This window comes from Cupriavidus sp. 207A1 (assembly GCF_057798955.1).
In genome coordinates, this window is record NZ_JBYOJO010000018.1 from 56,974 (window position 1) to 74,071 (window position 17,098).

The following is a 17,098-nucleotide window of genomic DNA, read 5'->3' on the forward strand; positions in this document are numbered from 1 at the left end:
TGGAGCCTGCCATGACCACCGTTGCCGCCCGCCTGGAAACGCCGCTGGCGCAGCGCCTGCAGTTCGACGCGCAGCGCGGCGAGGTGCGCGACCAGGACCGCCGCTATCTGCTGATGCGCCCCGACGTGCTGATGGGAACGCTGCGCCTGCTCGATGACGCGACCCGCGCGTGCGTGCTGGCTGCATTCGCCGAGTCCGCGGCGGTGCACGGGCGGCGCAGCATCCTGGCCTACGTTGCCGGCCTGGGGCCGGACGCCGGCGAGGCGCTGCTCGACCTGATCCGCCGCACCTCGCCGGCGCTCGGATGGGGCTGCTGGGACCTGGCACGGCGCGGCAACGGGCTGGTCCTCGCCGTTGCCAACAGCCCGTTCGCCGCCGGCTACGGCCCCGCCGCGCAGCCCGTGTGCGCGCCGATTGCCGGCATGTTCCGCACCATCGCCGAGACCGTGCTGGCCTGCCCGGTGCAAGTCGAGGAAACCGCATGCGCCGCCATGGGCGGGCATGAACCATGCCGCTTCGTGGCCCGGCCGGCCGCGCAAGGAGTCTCACCATGACCGACTACCGCAACGAAGCCGGCGCGATTGCCGCGCTGGTGGAGGAAGACCGCGTGCATCGCGACGTCTACCTGAGCGAGGCGCTGTTCCAGCTCGAACGCGAGCGCCTGTTCCTGCGCAGCTGGAACTACGTTGGCCACGAAAGCCAGGTGCCCGATGCGGGCGATTACTACACCACGGATATCGCCGGCCAGCCGCTGATCATGGTGCGCCATGTCGACGGCAGCGTGCGCGTGCTGATGAACCGCTGCGCTCACAAGGGCGCGCGGCTGGTGTGCCAGGTCCGGGGCAATACCGGCAAGTTCTTCCGCTGCCCCTACCATGCCTGGTCCTACCGCACCGACGGCACGCCGCTCGCCGTGCCGCTGAAGCAAGGCTACGAGCACACGCGCCTGCACGCCTGCGAGTCGGGCGCGGGGCTGGTGGCGCCGCGGGTGGCGGTGTACCGCGGCTTTGTCTTTGCCTGCCTGTCCGAACACGGCCCGGGGTTCGACGACTACTTCGGCGCCGTGCTGCCCGCGCTGGACGACCTCGCCGACCGCTCGCCGGAGGGTGCGCTGCAGGTTGCCGGCGGCTGCCTGCGCAGCGTGGTGCGCTGCAACTGGAAGATGTACCTGGAGAACATCAATGACTCCGTGCATCCGGTGTCGACGCACGAATCGGTGTCGGCCACCGCCAGCGCCATCCACGGCGCCCGGCCCGCCGATGCGCCGGCCTCGATGGCGCTGGACCAGCTGCTGCCATTCGGCTCGGGCTACGCCTTCTTCGCCAGCACCGGCGCGCGCGTATTTCCGCATGGCCACAGCGTGCTCGGCACCCAGGCCAGCATTCATTCCGCCTACGCCGTGCCCGAGGCCTACCGGCAGGCGCTGGCGCAGGTCCACGGCGACCAGCGGGCGCAGCACGTGCTGGGCTTTGCGCCGCAGAACGTGGTGCTGTTCCCGTCGCTGGCGTTCAAGGGCTCGCCGCAAACCTTGCGCGTGATCCGGCCGCTGGCGGTGGACCGCACGCTGGTGGAGATCTGGGGGCTGGCGCCCAAGGGCGCGCCGCCGGAACTGCTGCGGCAAACGCTGACGTACAACCGCCTGACCTTCTCGCCGATGTCGGTGGTGGCGCATGACGACGTGCATATCTTCGAGGGCATCCAGGCCTCGCTGGCCGCGCAGGGCAACCCGTGGGTCAGCCTGCATCGCGAGTATCGCGACGACGAGCGCTTGCAGCCGATACAGGATGTAAGCGGCACCAGCGAGTTGCTGATGCGCAACCAGTTTCGCGCGTGGGCCGCGCTGATGCACGCCGGGGATGCCCTGGCGCAAGGCGGAGGCCACGCATGAGCCCCGACCACAAGACCCTGGAACTGGTGGTGGAAGACGTGATCGCATTGACCGACGCGATCACCGAGTTCCGCTTGCGCGACCCCGCCGGCAAGGCCTTGCCGGGCTTTGCCGCGGGCGCGCACCTGCGCGTGCAGGTGGCGCCCGGCGGCACGGCGGCCTGGCGCCATTACTCGCTGGTCAACGGCGACGGGCGTGCCGGGGCCACGGCCGCACCATCCGTCTATCGCATCGCGGTGCGCCGCGACGACGGCGGGCAGGGCGGTTCGCTGTGGATGCACACGCAGGTGAAGGCCGGCAGCCGGCTGGTCACCAGCGCACCGGTCAACGCGTTCGCGCTCGATGAGCGCGCCGAGGACGCGGTACTGATCGCCGGCGGCATCGGCGTGACGCCGATCGTATCGATGGCCGCAGCGCTGACGGCCGCCGGGCGCCGCTACCGCGTCCACTACAGCGCGCGCCATCCGGACCAGCTGGCACTGGTCGATGAACTGATGGCGCTGGCGGAGGGCAACCTGTCGCTATATGCCGACCAGGAGCCGATGCCGGCGCTGGATCTCGCCGCGCTGCTGGACGGCCTGGCGCCGACCCAGCCGATCTATGCCTGCGGCCCCGCCGGCATGATCGACGCGGTGCTGGCGCTGGCTTCGGCGCGCGGCTGGTCGCGCGACGATATCCATTTCGAGCTGTTCTCCGCACCGGCGCCCGGCGCCGCGGACCGCGCCTTCGAGGTCGAGCTGCGCCAGTCCGGGCGGGTGCTGGCGGTGCCTGCCGGGCAGACGATTCTCGACGCGATGCTCGCGGCCGGGCTCGACCCGCTCTACGACTGCAAGCGCGGCGAGTGCGGCGTGTGCCAGGTGCCGGTGCTGGCCGGCGACATCGACCACCGCGACTACTGCCTGTCCGAGGCGCAGCGCTGCGCTGGCGACGTCATGCAGATCTGCGTGTCGCGCGCCAGCAGCGGACGGCTGGTGCTCGATGCATGAACGGGAGGAAAGACCAATGAGCAGATACCGGGACAATGCCGAGGCCTTGCGCAGCCTGGTGCAAGACCGGCAGGTGCACCGCGACGTGTACCTGGACCAGGAAGTGTTCGCGCTGGAGATGGAGCGGCTGTGGGCGCGGGCGTGGGTGTACGTGGGGCACGACAGCCAGGTGCCGGCGGCCGGCGACTACATCACGGCCGATATCGCGGGACAGCCGGTGGTGATGGTGCGCCAGCCCGACGGCACCGTGAAGGTGCTGCGCAACCGCTGCGCGCACAAGGGCGCCAGGCTGGTGTCGCAACCGAGCGGCAACACCGGCCGCTTCTTCCGCTGCCCCTACCACGCATGGACCTACAAGACCGACGGCGCGCTGTTGTCGATCCCGCTGCGGCAGGGCTATGCGGGCACCGGGCTGGAGGCCTGTCCCGCCGGCCAGGGCATGGGCGCGCTGCGCCACGTCGAGAACTACCGCGGCTTTGTCTTCGTGCGGCTGTCCGATGAGGGGCCGGGCTTCCGCGATTATTTTGGCGCGACGTTATCCTCGATCGACAACATGGTCGAGCGTTCTCCCGACGGCGAGCTGGAAATCGCCGGCGGCGTGCTGCGCTATCGCCACGACTGCAACTGGAAGATGTTCGTCGAGAACCTGAACGACACCATGCATCCGATGGTGGCGCACGAGTCATCGGCGGGCACGGCCAAGGAGCTGTGGGCGGACCAGCCCGAGGACGCGCCCAAGCCGATGGCGATCGAGCAGCTGGTGCCGTTCACCTCGGGCTATGCCTTCTCGGACGAGATGGGGGTCAGGGTGCTGGCCAACGGCCACAGCTATACCGGCGTCGGCGCGGTGTCGCTGCATGCCGGCTATGTGGGGCTGCCCGAGTACGAGGCGCGCATGGCGCAGGCGTATGGCGCCGAGCGCGCGGCGCAGATCCTGGCTACGGTGCGGCACAACACCGTGCTCTACCCCAGCCTGACCCTCAAGGGCGCGATCCAGGCGATCCGCGTGGTGCGCCCGCTGGCGGCGGACCAGACCGTGGTCGAGTCGTGGACCTTCCGGCCCAAGGGGGCGCCGGACACGCTGCTGCGGCGCACGCTGATGTACACGCGGCTGATCAACTCGCCGATGTCGGTGGTCGGCCATGACGACCTGCACGCCTACCGGGCGATGCAGCAGGGCCTGCGCGCCGATGGCAATGAGTGGGTCAGCCTGCACCGCAACTTCGACGCGAATGAACTCGGCCAGCACGACACCACTGCCAATGGCACCAGCGAGATCTCGATGCGCAACCAGTTCCGCGCATGGATCCGCTACATGGCGCCGGATTTCAACACGGGAGACGCAACATGAATGCAACCCAGCAAGCCATGCCGCCGGGCCGGGATGACCTGGTCGCGCTGGTCTATGAGGAAGCCAGGCTGATCGACGAGAAGCGCTTCGACCAATGGCTGGCGCTGTTCGCCGATGACGGGCACTACTGGATTCCGCTGGTGCCCGGCCAGCAGGACGGCATCGACCACGCCTCGCTGATGTATGAAGACCGGCTGCTGCTGCAGCTGCGCATCGAGCGCATGCGCAACCCGCGCGCGTTCTCGCTGCAGCCGGAGCCGCGCTGCCTGCACGTGCTGCAGTGTCCCGAGATCGTCGCCATGGCGCACCACGAAAACACCTACCTGACGCGTACCCGCTACATCTATGTGGAGACCGCCGGGGAGATGCAGCAGGTCTACGCCTGCACGGCCGAGCACACGCTGTCGCAGCAGGACGGCCGGCTGAAGATCCGCCAGAAGCGGGTCGACCTGCTGAACTGCGACGCGGCGTTGCCTTCGGTCCAGCTGTTCATGTGACCGCCACGGGCATGCCGCAGCGCGTCGGCTGCTAGCCCACGCGCCGGGCGCCGCTGCCGCGGCGCCGGCATATCAGGGAAGGGAAAAAGGGGGAAGTGCCCGCGCGCCGGGCACGGGGCGCGCTCATGCCTGCGTTGCCGGAAGCGGCAAGCAGTGGGGGGTTCCGTGCGCATAAAAACTACAGGAGACATGGCATGACAAGCAGTGGAAAACGAAAGCTGGCGCGGCTGTGCGCCGGCGCGCTGGGCCTGGCGGGTTCGGCCTACGCGCAGGAGGGGGTCACGCTGTACGGCTTGTTGTCCGTTGGCGTGGCCTACGTCAACAACGAAGGCGGCCACGCCGCCACCAGGATGGTGCCCGGGACCATGCAGAACAACCGTTGGGGGCTGCGCGGCACCGAAGACCTGGGCGCCGGGGCCCGCGGCATCTTCGTGCTGGAAAGCGGCTTTGGCCTTGACGACGGCAAGTCCCAGCAGGGGGGACGGCTGTTCGGCCGCCAGGCCTATGTCGGCCTCAGCCATGACCGCTACGGCACGGTCACGTTCGGGCGCCAGTACGATGCCGTGTTCGACACGCTCGGCGCGATGTCGGCGCCGGTGGCGGCGGGCGGGCTGGCGACGCATGTGGGGGACAACGACAATGTGTTCGGCAGTTTCCGCCACAACAACGCGGTCAAGTACATCTCGCCGTCGTGGGGCGGCCTGCGCGCGCAAGCGACCTATGCCTTGTCCGATACCGGCCAGTCGGCCAACAACCGTTCATTCAGCCTCGGCACCAGCTACGCGAGCGGCCCGCTGAAGCTGGCCGCGGCCTACATGCAGCTGGACCACCCGGGCCTGCTCGCCAGCAACAACGCCGCCGGCGCGGTGACCGACGACTATGCCGGCGCGCCCTTCGTGCTGTTCCACAGCAGCCCGCTGACGCCGGCGGCCGGCGTGGCACGGCAACGCGTGGGCGGCGTCGCGGCGGGTTACAGCGTTGGTGCGGCCCGCGTCAATGCGATGGTCACGACGGCCCGGTACCGCTACCAGGACGGCACCGCCATGCGGCTGAACAACTACGACGTCAATTTCGGCTACCGCCTGACGCCGGCGCTGGAACTGGGCGCAGCCTATGTCTTCACCGACGGCCACTACACCGGCACGGAAGCCCGGCCCAGATGGCACATGGGCCAGCTCAGCCTCGACTATGCGCTGTCGCGGCGCACGGACGTCTATGTCTATGGCGTCTACCAGCGCGCGCGGTCGGCCAGGGCGGACATCTACCTGTTCGCGCCCTCCAGCAACGGCGGGCAGCTGGTGTTCGTCACGGGCATCCGCCACAAGTTCTGACGGCCATGCCCCCGCTGCCGGCGAATCGCCCTAGCCAGCCATGCGCAGCGCGCGCCGGTACTGGATCGCCTCGCCCACGTGCGCCGCATTCAGCAGGTCGGCGCCGGCCAGGTCGGCAATGGTGCGCGCCACCTTCAGCACGCGGAAGTACGAGCGCGCCGACCACGCCAGCCGTGTCATCGCGCCGCGCAGCAAGGCTTGCGCCTGCGGGTCCATGGCGCAGTGCTGCTCGATCTCGCGCCCGCCCAGCTCATTGTTGGGCTTGCCCTGCCGCGCCAGTTGCCGCTCGCGCGCGGCCAGCACGCGCGCGCGCACCACGGCGCTGGCTTCGCCGGGCGGGCCGTCGAGCATTTCGCCCTGGTCCTGCGCGGGCACCTCGACCTGCAGGTCGATGCGGTCAAGCATCGGGCCGGAGATGCGCGACTGGTAGCGCCGCACCTGGTCGGGCGTGCAGCGGCACGGGCGGTCGGGGTGGCCGAGGTAGCCGCACGGACAGGGGTTCATCGCCGCCACGAACTGGAAGCAGGCGGGGAAGTCGGCGTGGCCGTTGGCGCGCGCGATGGTGATGCGGCCGGATTCCAGCGGCTCGCGCAGGACTTCCAGCACGCGGCGGTCGAACTCGGGCAGCTCGTCGAGGAACAGCACGCCGTGGTGCGCGAGCGAGATTTCGCCCGGGCGCGGATTGCCGCCGCCGCCGACCATGGCCGGGCCCGACGCGGTGTGGTGCGGGGCCCGGCACGGGCGCAGCCCCCATGCCTCGGCGCGGAAGCCGCCTGGCGTCAGGCTCATCACGGCGGCGGCTTCCAGCGCCTGCTGCAGCGACATTGGCGGCAGCAGGCCGGGCAGGCGCTGGGCCAGCATCGACTTGCCGGTGCCAGGCGGGCCCACCAGCAGCACCGAATGCTGGCCGGCGGCCGCCACCTCCATGGCCCGGCGCGCCTGCGCCTGGCCGCGCACGTCGCGCATGTCGGCGCCGCGCTCCGCGGCGGGGGGCAGCAGGGGCGGCATGGCGCGCGGCAGCCGCGCCTCGGCCAGCGGGCCGAGGTGGTCGCACGCCTGGCGCAGCGTGGTGGCGGCGTGCACCGCCAGGTCTTCGATCAGCGCGGCTTCGGCGCCGTTGCCGGCGGCGACCAGGAAGGCGCGCGGCGCCTCGCCCGAGCCGGCGCGGGCGGCGTTGTCGCGCGCCAGCCCCATCGCCATGGCCAGCGCGCCGCGCACCGGGCGCAGTTCGCCCGACAGCGACAGCTCGGCGGCAAATTCGTGCGTGTCCAGCGCGTCGGCCGGGATCTGGCCGCTGGCGGCCAGGATGCCCAGCGCGATGGCCAGGTCGAAGCGGCCGGACTCCTTGGGCAGGTCGGCCGGCGCCAGGTTGACGGTGATGCGACGGTTGGGAAACTCGTAGCCGCTGTTGAGGATGGCGGCGCGCACGCGCTCGCGGCTTTCGCGCACCCCGGTGTCGGCCAGGCCGACGATGGTGAAGGCGGGCAGGCCGTTGGCGAGGTGGGTCTCGACCCGCACCGGCGGCGCGGCGATGCCGGTCAGGGCCCGGCTGCGTAGGACGGCAAGGCTCATGGCGTCGAACCGCACGGAACTGTTAACGAAAAAGGCCGCCAGCACTGGCGGCCTTCATACAGGCGGGATGGCGGCGGAACCGGCGGGCTCACGCGCCCCCGGTCGAGTCCACCGAGCCGGCGCCGGGCGGGATGCCGGCGCGGCGCTCCAGCTCGGCCACGCGGCTTTCCAGTTCCTCCAGGCGGGCGCGGGTGCGCGCCAGCACCTGCGACTGGACGTCGAATTCCTCGCGCGTGACCAGGTCCAGCCGGGCAAAGCCCTGGGTCATCATGCTGCGCACGTTTTTCTCGATATCCCTTGCCGGCGAATTGCGCAGCGCCTCGCTGACCTTGTTCTGCAGGTCGTTGAAGAGGTCGGTCGGTTTCATGGTTTCTCCTTTGCGCACCTGAGTGGTGCCAATCCGGGTGGGCATCTGGCGTATGGCGCGCTTTCGCACAGGAATTGGGCGCCCTGAATGCGGGCGGTTCCTGCGCGCGCGGGCCATATGCAGCCACCGTCAGACCTCGATTATCGCCCCAGCGGCACGCCGGCGAAAGCATCGGCGCCGCGCCGTTCACACCTTTTAACCCGATCTGGCGTTGCTGCGCGGCGGTTTCCAGGCTGCCCGGGCTCCGGTCCGCCACGCGTCGCAGCGCACGGACCGCCGCTTTTCATGGGGTGGCACGGCAGTTGCAGTAGTGAGGGCGAGCTGCCTCAAAGCTTTACCGGAATCCAAATAAACGAAATCCGAGCCATCAGGAAAAGGAGAAAAATCCCATGAAGAAGTTGGCCCTTGCAGTCAGCGCGATGGTCCTGGCCAGTGCCGCCGGCGGCGCCCTGGCGCAGAGCACCGACGCCGCGGCCGCGGCTGCCGCGCCGGCCTCGCCGCATACGTTCACGGCCAACGTGTCGCTGGTCACGGATTACCGCTATCGCGGCATCAGCCAGACCAATCTGCGACCGGCCATTCAGGGCGGTTTCGACTACGCGCACGAAAGCGGCTTCTACCTGGGCAACTGGAACTCCAGCATCAGCTGGCTGGAAGACGCCAACCCTGCGGTCTCGGCGCCCGTGGAAATGGACTTCTACGGCGGCTTCAAGAACACCTTCAAGGTGGCCGGCACCGAATTCGCCTATGACCTGGGCGTGCTCGAGTACTACTACCCGGGCGGCTACAACAATCCGCGCCCGTACACCACCGAACTGTATGCGGGGATCGGCTGGGGCCCGGTCATGCTGAAGTACTCGCACTCGGTCACCAACCTGTTCGGCTGGGCCGACAGCAAGAACAGCTACTACGTCGACCTGAGTGCCAACGTGCCGCTGAACTTCTGGGACCTGACGCTGAACGCGCACGTCGGCTACCAGGGCGTGAAGCACAACAGCGATGCCTCGTACACCGACTGGAAGATCGGCCTGACCAAGGACCTGGGCAAGGGCTTTGCGCTGGCGGTCGCCTATGTCGACACCAACGCCAAGGAAGTGGCCTACACCAGCGCCAACCGCGGCCGCTACCTGGGCAAGGCCGCGGCGTGGGCCTCGATCACCAAGACTTTCTAACTCTGACGCAGCCCGGGCGGGCTGATGCCGGTCCGCTCCCAGGAGAATCCTGATGAAACTCATCATCGCAGTCATCAAGCCGTTCAAGCTCGACGAGGTGCGCGAAGCGCTGTCGGACGTGGGCGTGTCCGGCATCACCGTGACCGAAGTGAAAGGCTTTGGCCGCCAGAAGGGCCATACCGAGCTGTACCGCGGCGCCGAATACATCGTCGACTTCCTGCCCAAGGTGAAGATCGAGGTGGCGGTACCAGACGACGTGGTCGAGCGCGCCATCGAGGCGGTCGAGAAATCGGCCCGCACCGGCAAGATCGGCGACGGCAAGATCTTCGTGACCCCGATCGAGCAGGTCATCCGCATCCGCACCGGCGAGACCGGCGGCGATGCCCTGTGACCCAAGACAGCATAGAGACAAAGGTGAATCCCATGAAAACCTGGATCAAGCGATTCCTGGCGGCGGGCGCGATGGCGCTGGCCGTCGGCACCGCCGGCGTCGGCATGTCGAGCCCGGCCGCCGCGCAGGACAAGCCGGCAGCCGAGGCCTCGGCCGCCGCCACTTCCGCGCCGGCCGCTGCAGCGGCTGCGGCAGCCCCGGCTGCGGCGCCCGCCGCCGCCCCTGCAGCAGCGCCCGCCGCGGCCGCGCCGGCGGAAGCCGCCGCTGCGCCGGCTGCGCCCGTGCCCAACAAGGGCGACACTGCCTGGCTGCTGGTCTCGACCGCGTTCGTGATCCTGATGACGCTGCCTGGCCTGGCGCTGTTCTATGGCGGCCTGGTGCGTTCCAAGAACATGTTGTCGGTGCTGATGCAGTGCCTGGTGATCTTCTCGCTGGTGTCGCTGCTGTGGGCCATCTACGGCTACAGCTTTGCCTTCACCGAGGGCAATGCGTTCTTCGGCGGCACGGACCGGCTGTTCATGAAGGGGCTGACGGTCGACGCCGTGGCCGCCACTTTCAGCAAGGGCGTGGTGCTGCCGGAACTGGGCTACTTTGCCTTCCAGTGTGCCTTCGCCTGCATCACCTGCGGCCTGATCATCGGCGCCTTCGCCGAGCGCGCGCGCTTCTCGGCGGTGCTGGTGTTCGTGGTGCTGTGGTTCACCTTCGCCTACCTGCCGATCGCCCACATGGTGTGGTTCTGGCCGGGCCCTGACGCCTACACCGACGCCGCCGCCGGCACCGCCGCAACGGCCAAGGCCGGCTGGCTGTTCCAGAAGGGCGCGCTGGACTTTGCCGGCGGCACCGTGGTGCACATCAATGCCGCGGTGGCCGGGCTGGTGGGTGCCTTCATGTTCGGCAAGCGCATCGGCTTCGGCCGCGAGGCGATCCGTCCGCACAGCCTGACCTTCACCATGGTGGGTGCCTCGCTGCTGTGGTTCGGCTGGTTCGGCTTCAACGCCGGCTCGGCGCTTGAAGCCAACGGCTCGGCCGCGCTGGCCTTCGTCAACACGCTGCTGGCGACCTGCGCCGCGGTGCTGTCGTGGACCTTCGGCGAGTGGATCGGCAAGGGCAAGCCGTCGATGCTGGGCGGCGCCTCGGGTGCGGTCGCCGGCCTGGTGGCGATCACCCCGGCCGCGGGCTTCGTCGGCCCGATGGGCTCGATCGTGATGGGCCTGGTGGCCGGCCTGCTGTGCCTGTGGGGCGTGACCGGACTGAAGCGCATGCTGGGCATGGACGACTCGCTGGACGTGTTCGGCGTGCACGGCGTGGGCGGCATCGTCGGCGCGCTGCTGACCGGCGTGTTCGCCGCGCCCAGCCTGGGCGGCACCGGCATCTACGACTACGTCGCCAACAAGGTGGCCGACGACTATTCGATCGCTGGCCAGCTGTGGGTGCAGTTCGAAGGCGTGCTCACCACCGTGGTGTGGTCCGGCGTGGTGGCCTTCGTCGCCTACAAGCTGGTGGACATGCTGATCGGGCTGCGCGTGCCGGAAGACGAAGAGCGCGAAGGCCTGGATATCACCTCGCACGGCGAGACCGCGTACGAAGGCTGATCGCAAAGGTGTTGTGCTGGAGGGCTGATTGGGAATCTGCTCTCAGGAGTTTTGCCCGGCCGCGTGCCGGGCTTTTTTCTTTGTTGCGTTGACCGGGGTTGCAGACATTTTGCCTGCGGCGATCACGCATGGCGACGCGGACAAGCCCGTCGCGACGCCTGCCCGGATTGCCAGCGACACCCGCGAAGCCAGTGCTGGCGCGGGCCAGCCGGCAATCCCGCGCGCCGCGCGCGGGCTTTTCGCAAAGTGCTTAACTCCGATCTTAAAAAGCTTCAATTGTCTTTAATGTGCGGCGCACATACATTGCCATTGAGGCAGTTTCCTCCACCTGCAGAACGCTCCCCGTATCTGTCAGGCCATTTAAAAGCGCGGCATCGCCGCGCTTTTTTTTTGCCCGCACGCCACGCCGGCGCGGCCCTCTTTATTTCGCGCCGCCCATCCCCATATGGTTATCCCTTATGCCAGGCGCTGCATATCCTTATAAAGGGTGTGCCAGCGCCCGGTTGGCCGTTCCTCTACAATCGGGGCGAACGATTAAGACGATCTATAGGATGGATATGGTCCCGCATCTCATCACCGCGCTGAACGGTCCGCTGCTCGAACTGGAAAAGAAGATCCTGGACGCGACCCCGTCCATCGAGCGCTGGTTCAGGCTGGAATGGCAGGAGCATACGCCCCCCTTCTATTGCTCGGTCGATCTGCGCAACGCCGGCTTCAAGCTGGCGCCGGTCGATACCAACCTGTTCCCCGGCGGCTTCAATAACCTGGCCCCCGAGATGCTGCCGCTGGCGGTGCAGGCCGCGATGGCGGCGATCGAAAAGATCTGCCCGGATGCCAAGAACCTGTTGCTGATTCCGGAACGCCACACCCGCAATATGTTCTACCTTCAGAACGTGGCGCGGCTGTCGCTGATCATGCGCCAGGCCGGGCTGAACGTGCGCCTGGGCTCGCTTTCCGAGGAAATCACCGAACCGACCCCAATCGAGCTGCCCGACGGCCAGACCCTGGTGGTCGAGCCGCTGGCGCGCCTGGGCACCAAGGGCCGCCGGCTGGGGCTGAAGGACTTCGACCCCTGTTCGATCCTGCTCAACAACGACTTGTCGGCCGGCATTCCGCCGATCCTGGAAAACATCAACGAGCAGTACCTGCTGCCGCCGCTGCACGCCGGCTGGTCCACGCGTCGCAAGAGCAGCCACTTTTCCGCCTATGACGAAGTGGCGAAGAAGTTCGCCAAGCTGATCGACATCGACCCGTGGATGGTCAACCCGTACTTCGCCCGTACCACCGGCGTGAATTTCCACGAGCGCGTGGGCGAGGAAGAGCTGGCCGACGCGGTCGAAGGCGTGCTGAAGAAGATCGCCAAGAAGTACCGCGAGTACGGCATCAAGGAAACGCCGTACGTGGTGGTCAAGGCCGATGCCGGCACCTATGGCATGGGCATCATGACCGTGCGCGACCCGTCCGAGATCAAGGGCCTGAACCGGAAGGAGCGCAACAAGATGAGCGTGGTCAAGGAGGGCCTGGAGGTCAGCGACGTCATCATCCAGGAGGGCGTGCACACCTTCGAGAAGGTCAACGAGGCGGTGGCCGAGCCGGTGGTGTACATGATCGACCGCTACGTGGTGGGCGGCTTCTACCGCGTGCACACCGGGCGCGGCAACGACGAGAACCTCAACGCGCCGGGCATGCATTTCGTGCCGCTGGCGTTCGCGCCCAACGGCATCCCGGACAGCCACGCCAAGCCTGGCGCGGCGGTGCCGAACCGCTTCTACATGTATGGCGTGGTGGCGCGGCTGGCCTTGCTGGCGGCGTCGCTGGAGCTCGAGAAGACCGACCCCAACCCGATCATCTGAACGCCACCATGCGCATCCTCTTCATCACCGATCCGCTGGAGACCTTCAAGACCTACAAGGACTCCACCTACGCCATGATGGCCGAGGCCGCCGCGCGCGGCCACGAGCTGTACTGGTGCCTGCAGCCGCAGCTGGCGCTGTCCGGGCGCACGGTCGAGACCGTGGCCACGCGGCTGCACCTGACTGGCGAGGATGGCGCGGAACATGGCGCCTGGTACCGCGAGGGCAACAGCGCGCTCGAGCCGCTGTCGGCCTTCGACGCGGTGCTGATGCGCAAGGACCCGCCCTTCGACATGGAATACGTGACCAGCACCTGGCTGCTGGAGCTGGCCGAGGGGCAGGGCGCGCGCGTGTTCAACAAGCCGCGGGCGATCCGCGACCATTCCGAGAAGCTGGCGATTGCCCAGTATCCGGAATTCATCACGCCGACGCTGGTCACGCGCGACCTGGCGCGCATCCGCGATTTCCACGCCGAGCATCGCGACATCATCGTCAAGCCGCTCGACGGCATGGGCGGCATGGGCGTGTTCCGGGTCGGCGCCGACGGCATGAACCTGGCCGCGATCGTCGAGACGCTGGGCCAGGACGGCGCCCGCTCGCTGATGGTGCAGCGCTATATCCCGGCGATCAAGGACGGCGACAAGCGCGTGCTGCTGATCGGCGGCGTGCCGGTGCCGTATTCGCTGGCGCGCGTGCCGATGGCCGGCGAAGTGCGCGGCAACCTCGCCGCGGGCGGCACCGGCCGCGCCCAGGAGCTGAGCCGGCGCGACCGCGAGATCGCCGAGGCGCTGGCGCCGGGGCTGTGGGAGCAGGGCCTGCTGCTGGTTGGTCTGGATGTCATCGGCGACTACCTGACCGAGGTCAATGTGACGAGCCCGACCTGTTTCCAGGAGATCACGCAGCAGACCGGCTTCCATGTCGCGGCGATGTTCATCGACGCGCTCGAGCACGCCGTCGACGCTGCCGGCAGCTAGGCGCCAGCGGTCCGGGCGGGCAGCGGGAGCGCCGGGGGGCGCCTGCTACAATCGGGGCAATCCAACGGATTCACCATCATGGCAGGCATCCTGATCATCGCGCACACCCCGCTGGCATCAGCCTTGCGCGATTGCGCCGCCCACGTCTACTGTGGCCAGCCGCAGCGGCTGGAAGCCATCGACGTCCTTCCCGATGCCGATCCCGCCGCCGTGCTGGCCGAGGCCAGGCGCCGGCTGGAAGCCATCTGCGAAGACAACGGCGCGCTGGTCCTGACCGACATCTTCGGCGCCACCCCCGCCAATATCGCCGCGCGCCTGGCTGAGCCTGGCCGCGTGCGCGTGCTGGCCGGCGTCAACCTTCCCATGCTGGTCCGTGCCATCTGCTACCGGGCCGAAAAGCTGGACCAGCTCGCCACCAAGGCGCTGGCCGGCGGCTCGCAGGGCGTGCTGCAGGTCGGCACCACCACCGTCCAGAATCAAACCGCCAATCATCCCGACAAATATGCTGCAGAGGGACACCACCATCATCAATAAACTCGGACTGCACGCACGCGCGTCCGCCAAACTGACCCAGCTCGCCGGCAACTTCGTCAGCCAGGTCAAGATGTCCCGCAACGGACGCCAGGTCGATGCCAAGAGCATCATGGGCGTGATGATGCTGGCCGCCGGGATCGGCTCGACCATCACGATCGAGACGGAGGGTCCCGACGAGCAGGAGGCGATGGACGCGCTGCTGGCACTGATCGCCAACCGCTTTGGTGAAGGGGAGTGAGGCCGGCGGCCTTGACCCGAATTGATAAACGTTCCTGACGGAGCGGTACATGCCTTTCGCCTTGCACGGCATCCCGGTCTCGCGCGGCGTCGCCATCGGCCGCGCGCACCTGCTTGCGCCCGCGGCGCTGGACGTGTCGCACTACCTGGTCGATGAAGAGCAGCTCGACGCCGAGGTGGAACGGCTGCGCGCCGCGCGCGCCGCGGTGCGGGCCGAACTGGCCGCGCTCAAGCGCGACCTGCCGCGCGACGCGCCCGAAGAAATGGGCGCCTTCCTCGACGTGCACGCGATGATCCTCGACGACGAGGCGCTGGCGCGCGAGCCCGAGGCGCTGATCCGGGGCCGGCGCTACAACGCCGAGTGGGCCCTGACCACGCGCCTCGAAGAGCTGATGCGCCAGTTCGACGAGATCGAGGACGAATACCTGCGCGAGCGCAAGGCCGACATCCAGCAGGTGGTGGAGCGCATCCTGAAGGCGCTGGCCGGCGCGCCGGTGCTGGTGCCGGCGCCGGTGCCCGCGCTGGCCGCCGACGGCGAGCCCGCGCCGGGCGTGATCGTGGTGGCCCACGATATCGCGCCCGCCGACATGCTGCAGTTCCGCCACACCGTGTTCCACGGCTTTGTCACCGACCTGGGCGGGCGCACCTCGCATACCGCCATCGTCGCGCGCAGCCTGGACATCCCGGCCGCGGTCGGTGTGCAGAGCGCGAGCGAGCTGATCCGCCAGGATGACTGGATCATCATCGACGGCGACGCCGGCCTGGTGATCGTCGACCCCACCGCCATCATCCTCGAGGAATACCGCCACCGGCAGAGCGAGCGCGTGCTGGAGAAGAAGCGCCTGCAGCGCCTTCGGCATACGCCGGCGGTGACGCTGGACGGGATCGAGATCGAGCTGCTGGCCAATATCGAGATGGCAGAGGATGCCGGCGCCGCGCTGGCCGCCGGCGCGGTCGGCGTCGGCCTGTTCCGCTCCGAGTTCCTGTTCATGAACCGGCGCGACGAGCTGCCGGTGACCATCCGCACCATCGATATCGGCGCCGACAAGCCGCTCGACGCCCGCGGGGACGGCCGCGCCGATGACTTCGAGACCGCGCTGAACCCGGCGCTGGGGCTGCGCGCGATCCGCTGGTCGCTGTCGGAGCCAGGCATGTTCCTGACCCAGCTGCGCGCGCTGCTGCGCGCGTCGGCCTTCGGCCCGGTGCGGCTGCTGGTGCCGATGCTGGCGCATGCCAGCGAGATCGACCAGACCCTGGCGCTGATCGCCAAGGCCAAGCGCCAGCTGGACGAGCGCGGCGAACCGTATGACCCCGGCCTGAAGGTCGGGGCCATGATCGAGATCCCGGCAGCGGTGCTGCTGCTGCCGCTGTTCCTGCGCAAGATGGATTTCCTGTCCATCGGCACCAACGACCTGATCCAGTACACGCTGGCGATCGACCGCGCCGACAACGCCGTGGCGCACCTGTTCGACCCGCTGCATCCGGCGGTGCTGCAGCTGGTGGCGCGCACCATCCGCGAAGCCAATCGCGCCGGCGTGCCGGTGGCGGTGTGCGGCGAGATGGCGGGCGACCCGTCGATGACGCGGCTGCTGCTGGGCATGGGACTGCGCGAATTCTCCATGCACCCCGCCCAGTTGCTGCGGGTCAAGCAGGAAATCCTGCACGCCAATTGCGAACGGCTGGAACCGCTGGTCGACCAGCTGCTGCAGGCCTACGACCCCGAGGAACAGGCCGCGGTGCTGCGGCAGATCGCACGACCCTGACGGCGTCAGGGTTTTCTGAGGCAAAAAGGCGGCTGGCGCGGCACTTCCTTAAGCAGAAAAGTGCCGCGCCAGCCGCCTTCTTTTTGCGTCCAGTGACGTCTTCCCGACCTTCCGTGATGTGGCTTAATGGGAATTGTTATCATTATTGATCTCTGATATTCTGACGTTCATTCGCAGGGACATGCCGGTGTCCCGCGCCCCAACGGAGGGACTTGTGTACGTCTGCATCTGCAACCAGATCACCGATCGTGAGATTCACGGTGCTGCGCACCTGGGCGTCGAAACCCTCGACGAACTGGCTGAAACGCTCGGCGTCGGCACGTGCTGCGGCCGTTGCCGCGAGTGCGCGCAGCAGGTGTTGCAGGAAGGCGTGGCCGCGGTACGCAATGTCACGGTGGCGACCCTCGCCAGCATCCAGGTTGTGGAGATTTCTTCCTGTTCCGCTTCGGGCCCATGTACCATAATGGACACTCGGGACCCGGCAGTCGCGAACGACCAGCGCAAGGCGCTGGTGGCCTGAACGCGCCCATGAACTGAAAGTTCAGTTCACGGCGCGTTTTTGCGCATTCCTTTTTTCTGACTGCACGGCG

17 protein-coding genes are annotated in these 17,098 nt (G+C 68.3%); 15 read left to right on the forward strand and 2 right to left on the reverse strand.

Annotated elements, in window-relative coordinates:
• Positions 1-11 precede the first annotated feature (11 nt).
• From AC3FMM_RS26765 to AC3FMM_RS26790, 6 genes are all read left to right on the forward strand, one after another.
• Positions 12-554 (forward strand): V4R domain-containing protein, encoded by a 543-nt coding sequence (locus AC3FMM_RS26765; RefSeq protein ID WP_473703505.1) that lies wholly within the window; start codon positions 12-14, stop codon positions 552-554.
• Complete coding sequence (locus AC3FMM_RS26770) at positions 551-1,888, forward strand: aromatic ring-hydroxylating dioxygenase subunit alpha (RefSeq protein WP_488687717.1); 1,338 nt, start codon at positions 551-553, stop codon at positions 1,886-1,888. The genes AC3FMM_RS26765 and AC3FMM_RS26770 overlap by 4 nt, the downstream gene beginning before the upstream one ends.
• The gene (locus tag AC3FMM_RS26775; RefSeq protein ID WP_488687718.1) at positions 1,885-2,874 is read left to right on the forward strand and encodes a PDR/VanB family oxidoreductase; all 990 of its coding nucleotides are present in this window, start codon (positions 1,885-1,887) and stop codon (positions 2,872-2,874) included. Before AC3FMM_RS26770 ends, AC3FMM_RS26775 begins: the two co-directional genes overlap by 4 nt.
• A 16-nt stretch (positions 2,875-2,890) precedes the next feature.
• Positions 2,891-4,225 (forward strand): aromatic ring-hydroxylating dioxygenase subunit alpha, encoded by a 1,335-nt coding sequence (locus AC3FMM_RS26780; RefSeq protein ID WP_115707978.1) that lies wholly within the window; start codon positions 2,891-2,893, stop codon positions 4,223-4,225.
• On the forward strand, positions 4,222-4,722 hold the full coding sequence (locus AC3FMM_RS26785) for an aromatic-ring-hydroxylating dioxygenase subunit beta (protein ID WP_326347032.1): 501 nt from the start codon (positions 4,222-4,224) through the stop codon (positions 4,720-4,722). The genes AC3FMM_RS26780 and AC3FMM_RS26785 overlap by 4 nt, the downstream gene beginning before the upstream one ends.
• Positions 4,723-4,916: 194 nt before the next feature.
• Entirely contained in the window at positions 4,917-6,053 is a 1,137-nt protein-coding gene (locus tag AC3FMM_RS26790; protein WP_414249823.1) for a porin, read from the forward strand.
• Positions 6,054-6,083: 30 nt separating this feature from the next.
• Here AC3FMM_RS26790 and AC3FMM_RS26795 read toward each other — a convergent pair whose 3' ends face one another.
• Entirely contained in the window at positions 6,084-7,625 is a 1,542-nt protein-coding gene (locus AC3FMM_RS26795) for a YifB family Mg chelatase-like AAA ATPase (protein WP_116313221.1), read from the reverse strand.
• Between the two features lie 88 nt (positions 7,626-7,713).
• Entirely contained in the window at positions 7,714-7,992 is a 279-nt protein-coding gene (locus AC3FMM_RS26800; RefSeq protein ID WP_012351595.1) for an accessory factor UbiK family protein, read from the reverse strand.
• A gap of 389 nt (positions 7,993-8,381) precedes the next feature.
• Here AC3FMM_RS26800 and AC3FMM_RS26805 point away from each other — a divergent pair, with 389 nt between their 5' ends.
• The 9 genes from AC3FMM_RS26805 to AC3FMM_RS26845 all read left to right on the forward strand — a co-directional run bounded on the left by AC3FMM_RS26805 (position 8,382) and on the right by AC3FMM_RS26845 (position 17,028).
• A complete protein-coding gene (locus tag AC3FMM_RS26805; RefSeq protein ID WP_115707981.1) occupies positions 8,382-9,164 on the forward strand; it encodes a TorF family putative porin in 783 nt (260 codons plus the stop codon).
• Between the two features lie 52 nt (positions 9,165-9,216).
• The gene (locus tag AC3FMM_RS26810) at positions 9,217-9,555 is read left to right on the forward strand and encodes a P-II family nitrogen regulator (RefSeq protein ID WP_115679261.1); all 339 of its coding nucleotides are present in this window, start codon (positions 9,217-9,219) and stop codon (positions 9,553-9,555) included.
• 32 nt (positions 9,556-9,587) lie between these two features.
• The gene (gene amt / locus AC3FMM_RS26815; RefSeq protein ID WP_115707983.1) at positions 9,588-11,147 is read left to right on the forward strand and encodes an ammonium transporter; all 1,560 of its coding nucleotides are present in this window, start codon (positions 9,588-9,590) and stop codon (positions 11,145-11,147) included.
• 557 nt (positions 11,148-11,704) lie between these two features.
• Positions 11,705-13,000 (forward strand): glutamate--cysteine ligase, encoded by a 1,296-nt coding sequence (gshA, locus tag AC3FMM_RS26820; protein WP_062802025.1) that lies wholly within the window; start codon positions 11,705-11,707, stop codon positions 12,998-13,000.
• Positions 13,001-13,008: 8 nt separating this feature from the next.
• Positions 13,009-13,974 carry a glutathione synthase gene (gene gshB, locus AC3FMM_RS26825; protein WP_115707984.1) on the forward strand — a complete coding sequence of 322 codons (966 nt, stop codon included), beginning with the start codon at positions 13,009-13,011 and terminating at the stop codon, positions 13,972-13,974.
• A gap of 78 nt (positions 13,975-14,052) precedes the next feature.
• Positions 14,053-14,508, forward strand: a complete 456-nt coding sequence (locus AC3FMM_RS26830; RefSeq protein WP_012351600.1) for a PTS sugar transporter subunit IIA — start codon at positions 14,053-14,055, stop codon at positions 14,506-14,508.
• Positions 14,477-14,746: an HPr family phosphocarrier protein gene (locus AC3FMM_RS26835; RefSeq protein WP_115679265.1), complete on the forward strand. Its 270-nt coding sequence runs from the start codon at positions 14,477-14,479 to the stop codon at positions 14,744-14,746. The genes AC3FMM_RS26830 and AC3FMM_RS26835 overlap by 32 nt, the downstream gene beginning before the upstream one ends.
• A gap of 49 nt (positions 14,747-14,795) precedes the next feature.
• The gene (gene ptsP, locus AC3FMM_RS26840) at positions 14,796-16,508 is read left to right on the forward strand and encodes a phosphoenolpyruvate--protein phosphotransferase (RefSeq protein WP_488687719.1); all 1,713 of its coding nucleotides are present in this window, start codon (positions 14,796-14,798) and stop codon (positions 16,506-16,508) included.
• 214 nt (positions 16,509-16,722) lie between these two features.
• Positions 16,723-17,028 (forward strand): (2Fe-2S)-binding protein, encoded by a 306-nt coding sequence (locus AC3FMM_RS26845; protein ID WP_026164535.1) that lies wholly within the window; start codon positions 16,723-16,725, stop codon positions 17,026-17,028.
• The last annotated feature ends 70 nt before the right edge of the window (positions 17,029-17,098 follow it).

Bases quoted from the DNA above. Each gene is read 5' to 3' on its own strand.
- AC3FMM_RS26765 (WP_473703505.1), top strand. From the start codon at position 12: ATGACCACCGTTGCCGCCCGCCTGGAAACGCCGCTGGCGCAGCGCCTG.
- AC3FMM_RS26770 (WP_488687717.1), top strand. From the start codon at position 551: ATGACCGACTACCGCAACGAAGCCGGCGCGATTGCCGCGCTGGTGGAG.
- AC3FMM_RS26775 (WP_488687718.1), top strand. From the start codon at position 1,885: ATGAGCCCCGACCACAAGACCCTGGAACTGGTGGTGGAAGACGTGATC.
- AC3FMM_RS26780 (WP_115707978.1), top strand. From the start codon at position 2,891: ATGAGCAGATACCGGGACAATGCCGAGGCCTTGCGCAGCCTGGTGCAA.
- AC3FMM_RS26785 (WP_326347032.1), top strand. From the start codon at position 4,222: ATGAATGCAACCCAGCAAGCCATGCCGCCGGGCCGGGATGACCTGGTC.
- AC3FMM_RS26790 (WP_414249823.1), top strand. From the start codon at position 4,917: ATGACAAGCAGTGGAAAACGAAAGCTGGCGCGGCTGTGCGCCGGCGCG.
- AC3FMM_RS26795 (WP_116313221.1), bottom strand. From the start codon at position 7,625: ATGAGCCTTGCCGTCCTACGCAGCCGGGCCCTGACCGGCATCGCCGCG.
- AC3FMM_RS26800 (WP_012351595.1), bottom strand. From the start codon at position 7,992: ATGAAACCGACCGACCTCTTCAACGACCTGCAGAACAAGGTCAGCGAG.
- AC3FMM_RS26805 (WP_115707981.1), top strand. From the start codon at position 8,382: ATGAAGAAGTTGGCCCTTGCAGTCAGCGCGATGGTCCTGGCCAGTGCC.
- AC3FMM_RS26810 (WP_115679261.1), top strand. From the start codon at position 9,217: ATGAAACTCATCATCGCAGTCATCAAGCCGTTCAAGCTCGACGAGGTG.
- amt (WP_115707983.1), top strand. From the start codon at position 9,588: ATGAAAACCTGGATCAAGCGATTCCTGGCGGCGGGCGCGATGGCGCTG.
- gshA (WP_062802025.1), top strand. From the start codon at position 11,705: ATGGTCCCGCATCTCATCACCGCGCTGAACGGTCCGCTGCTCGAACTG.
- gshB (WP_115707984.1), top strand. From the start codon at position 13,009: ATGCGCATCCTCTTCATCACCGATCCGCTGGAGACCTTCAAGACCTAC.
- AC3FMM_RS26830 (WP_012351600.1), top strand. From the start codon at position 14,053: ATGGCAGGCATCCTGATCATCGCGCACACCCCGCTGGCATCAGCCTTG.
- AC3FMM_RS26835 (WP_115679265.1), top strand. From the start codon at position 14,477: ATGCTGCAGAGGGACACCACCATCATCAATAAACTCGGACTGCACGCA.
- ptsP (WP_488687719.1), top strand. From the start codon at position 14,796: ATGCCTTTCGCCTTGCACGGCATCCCGGTCTCGCGCGGCGTCGCCATC.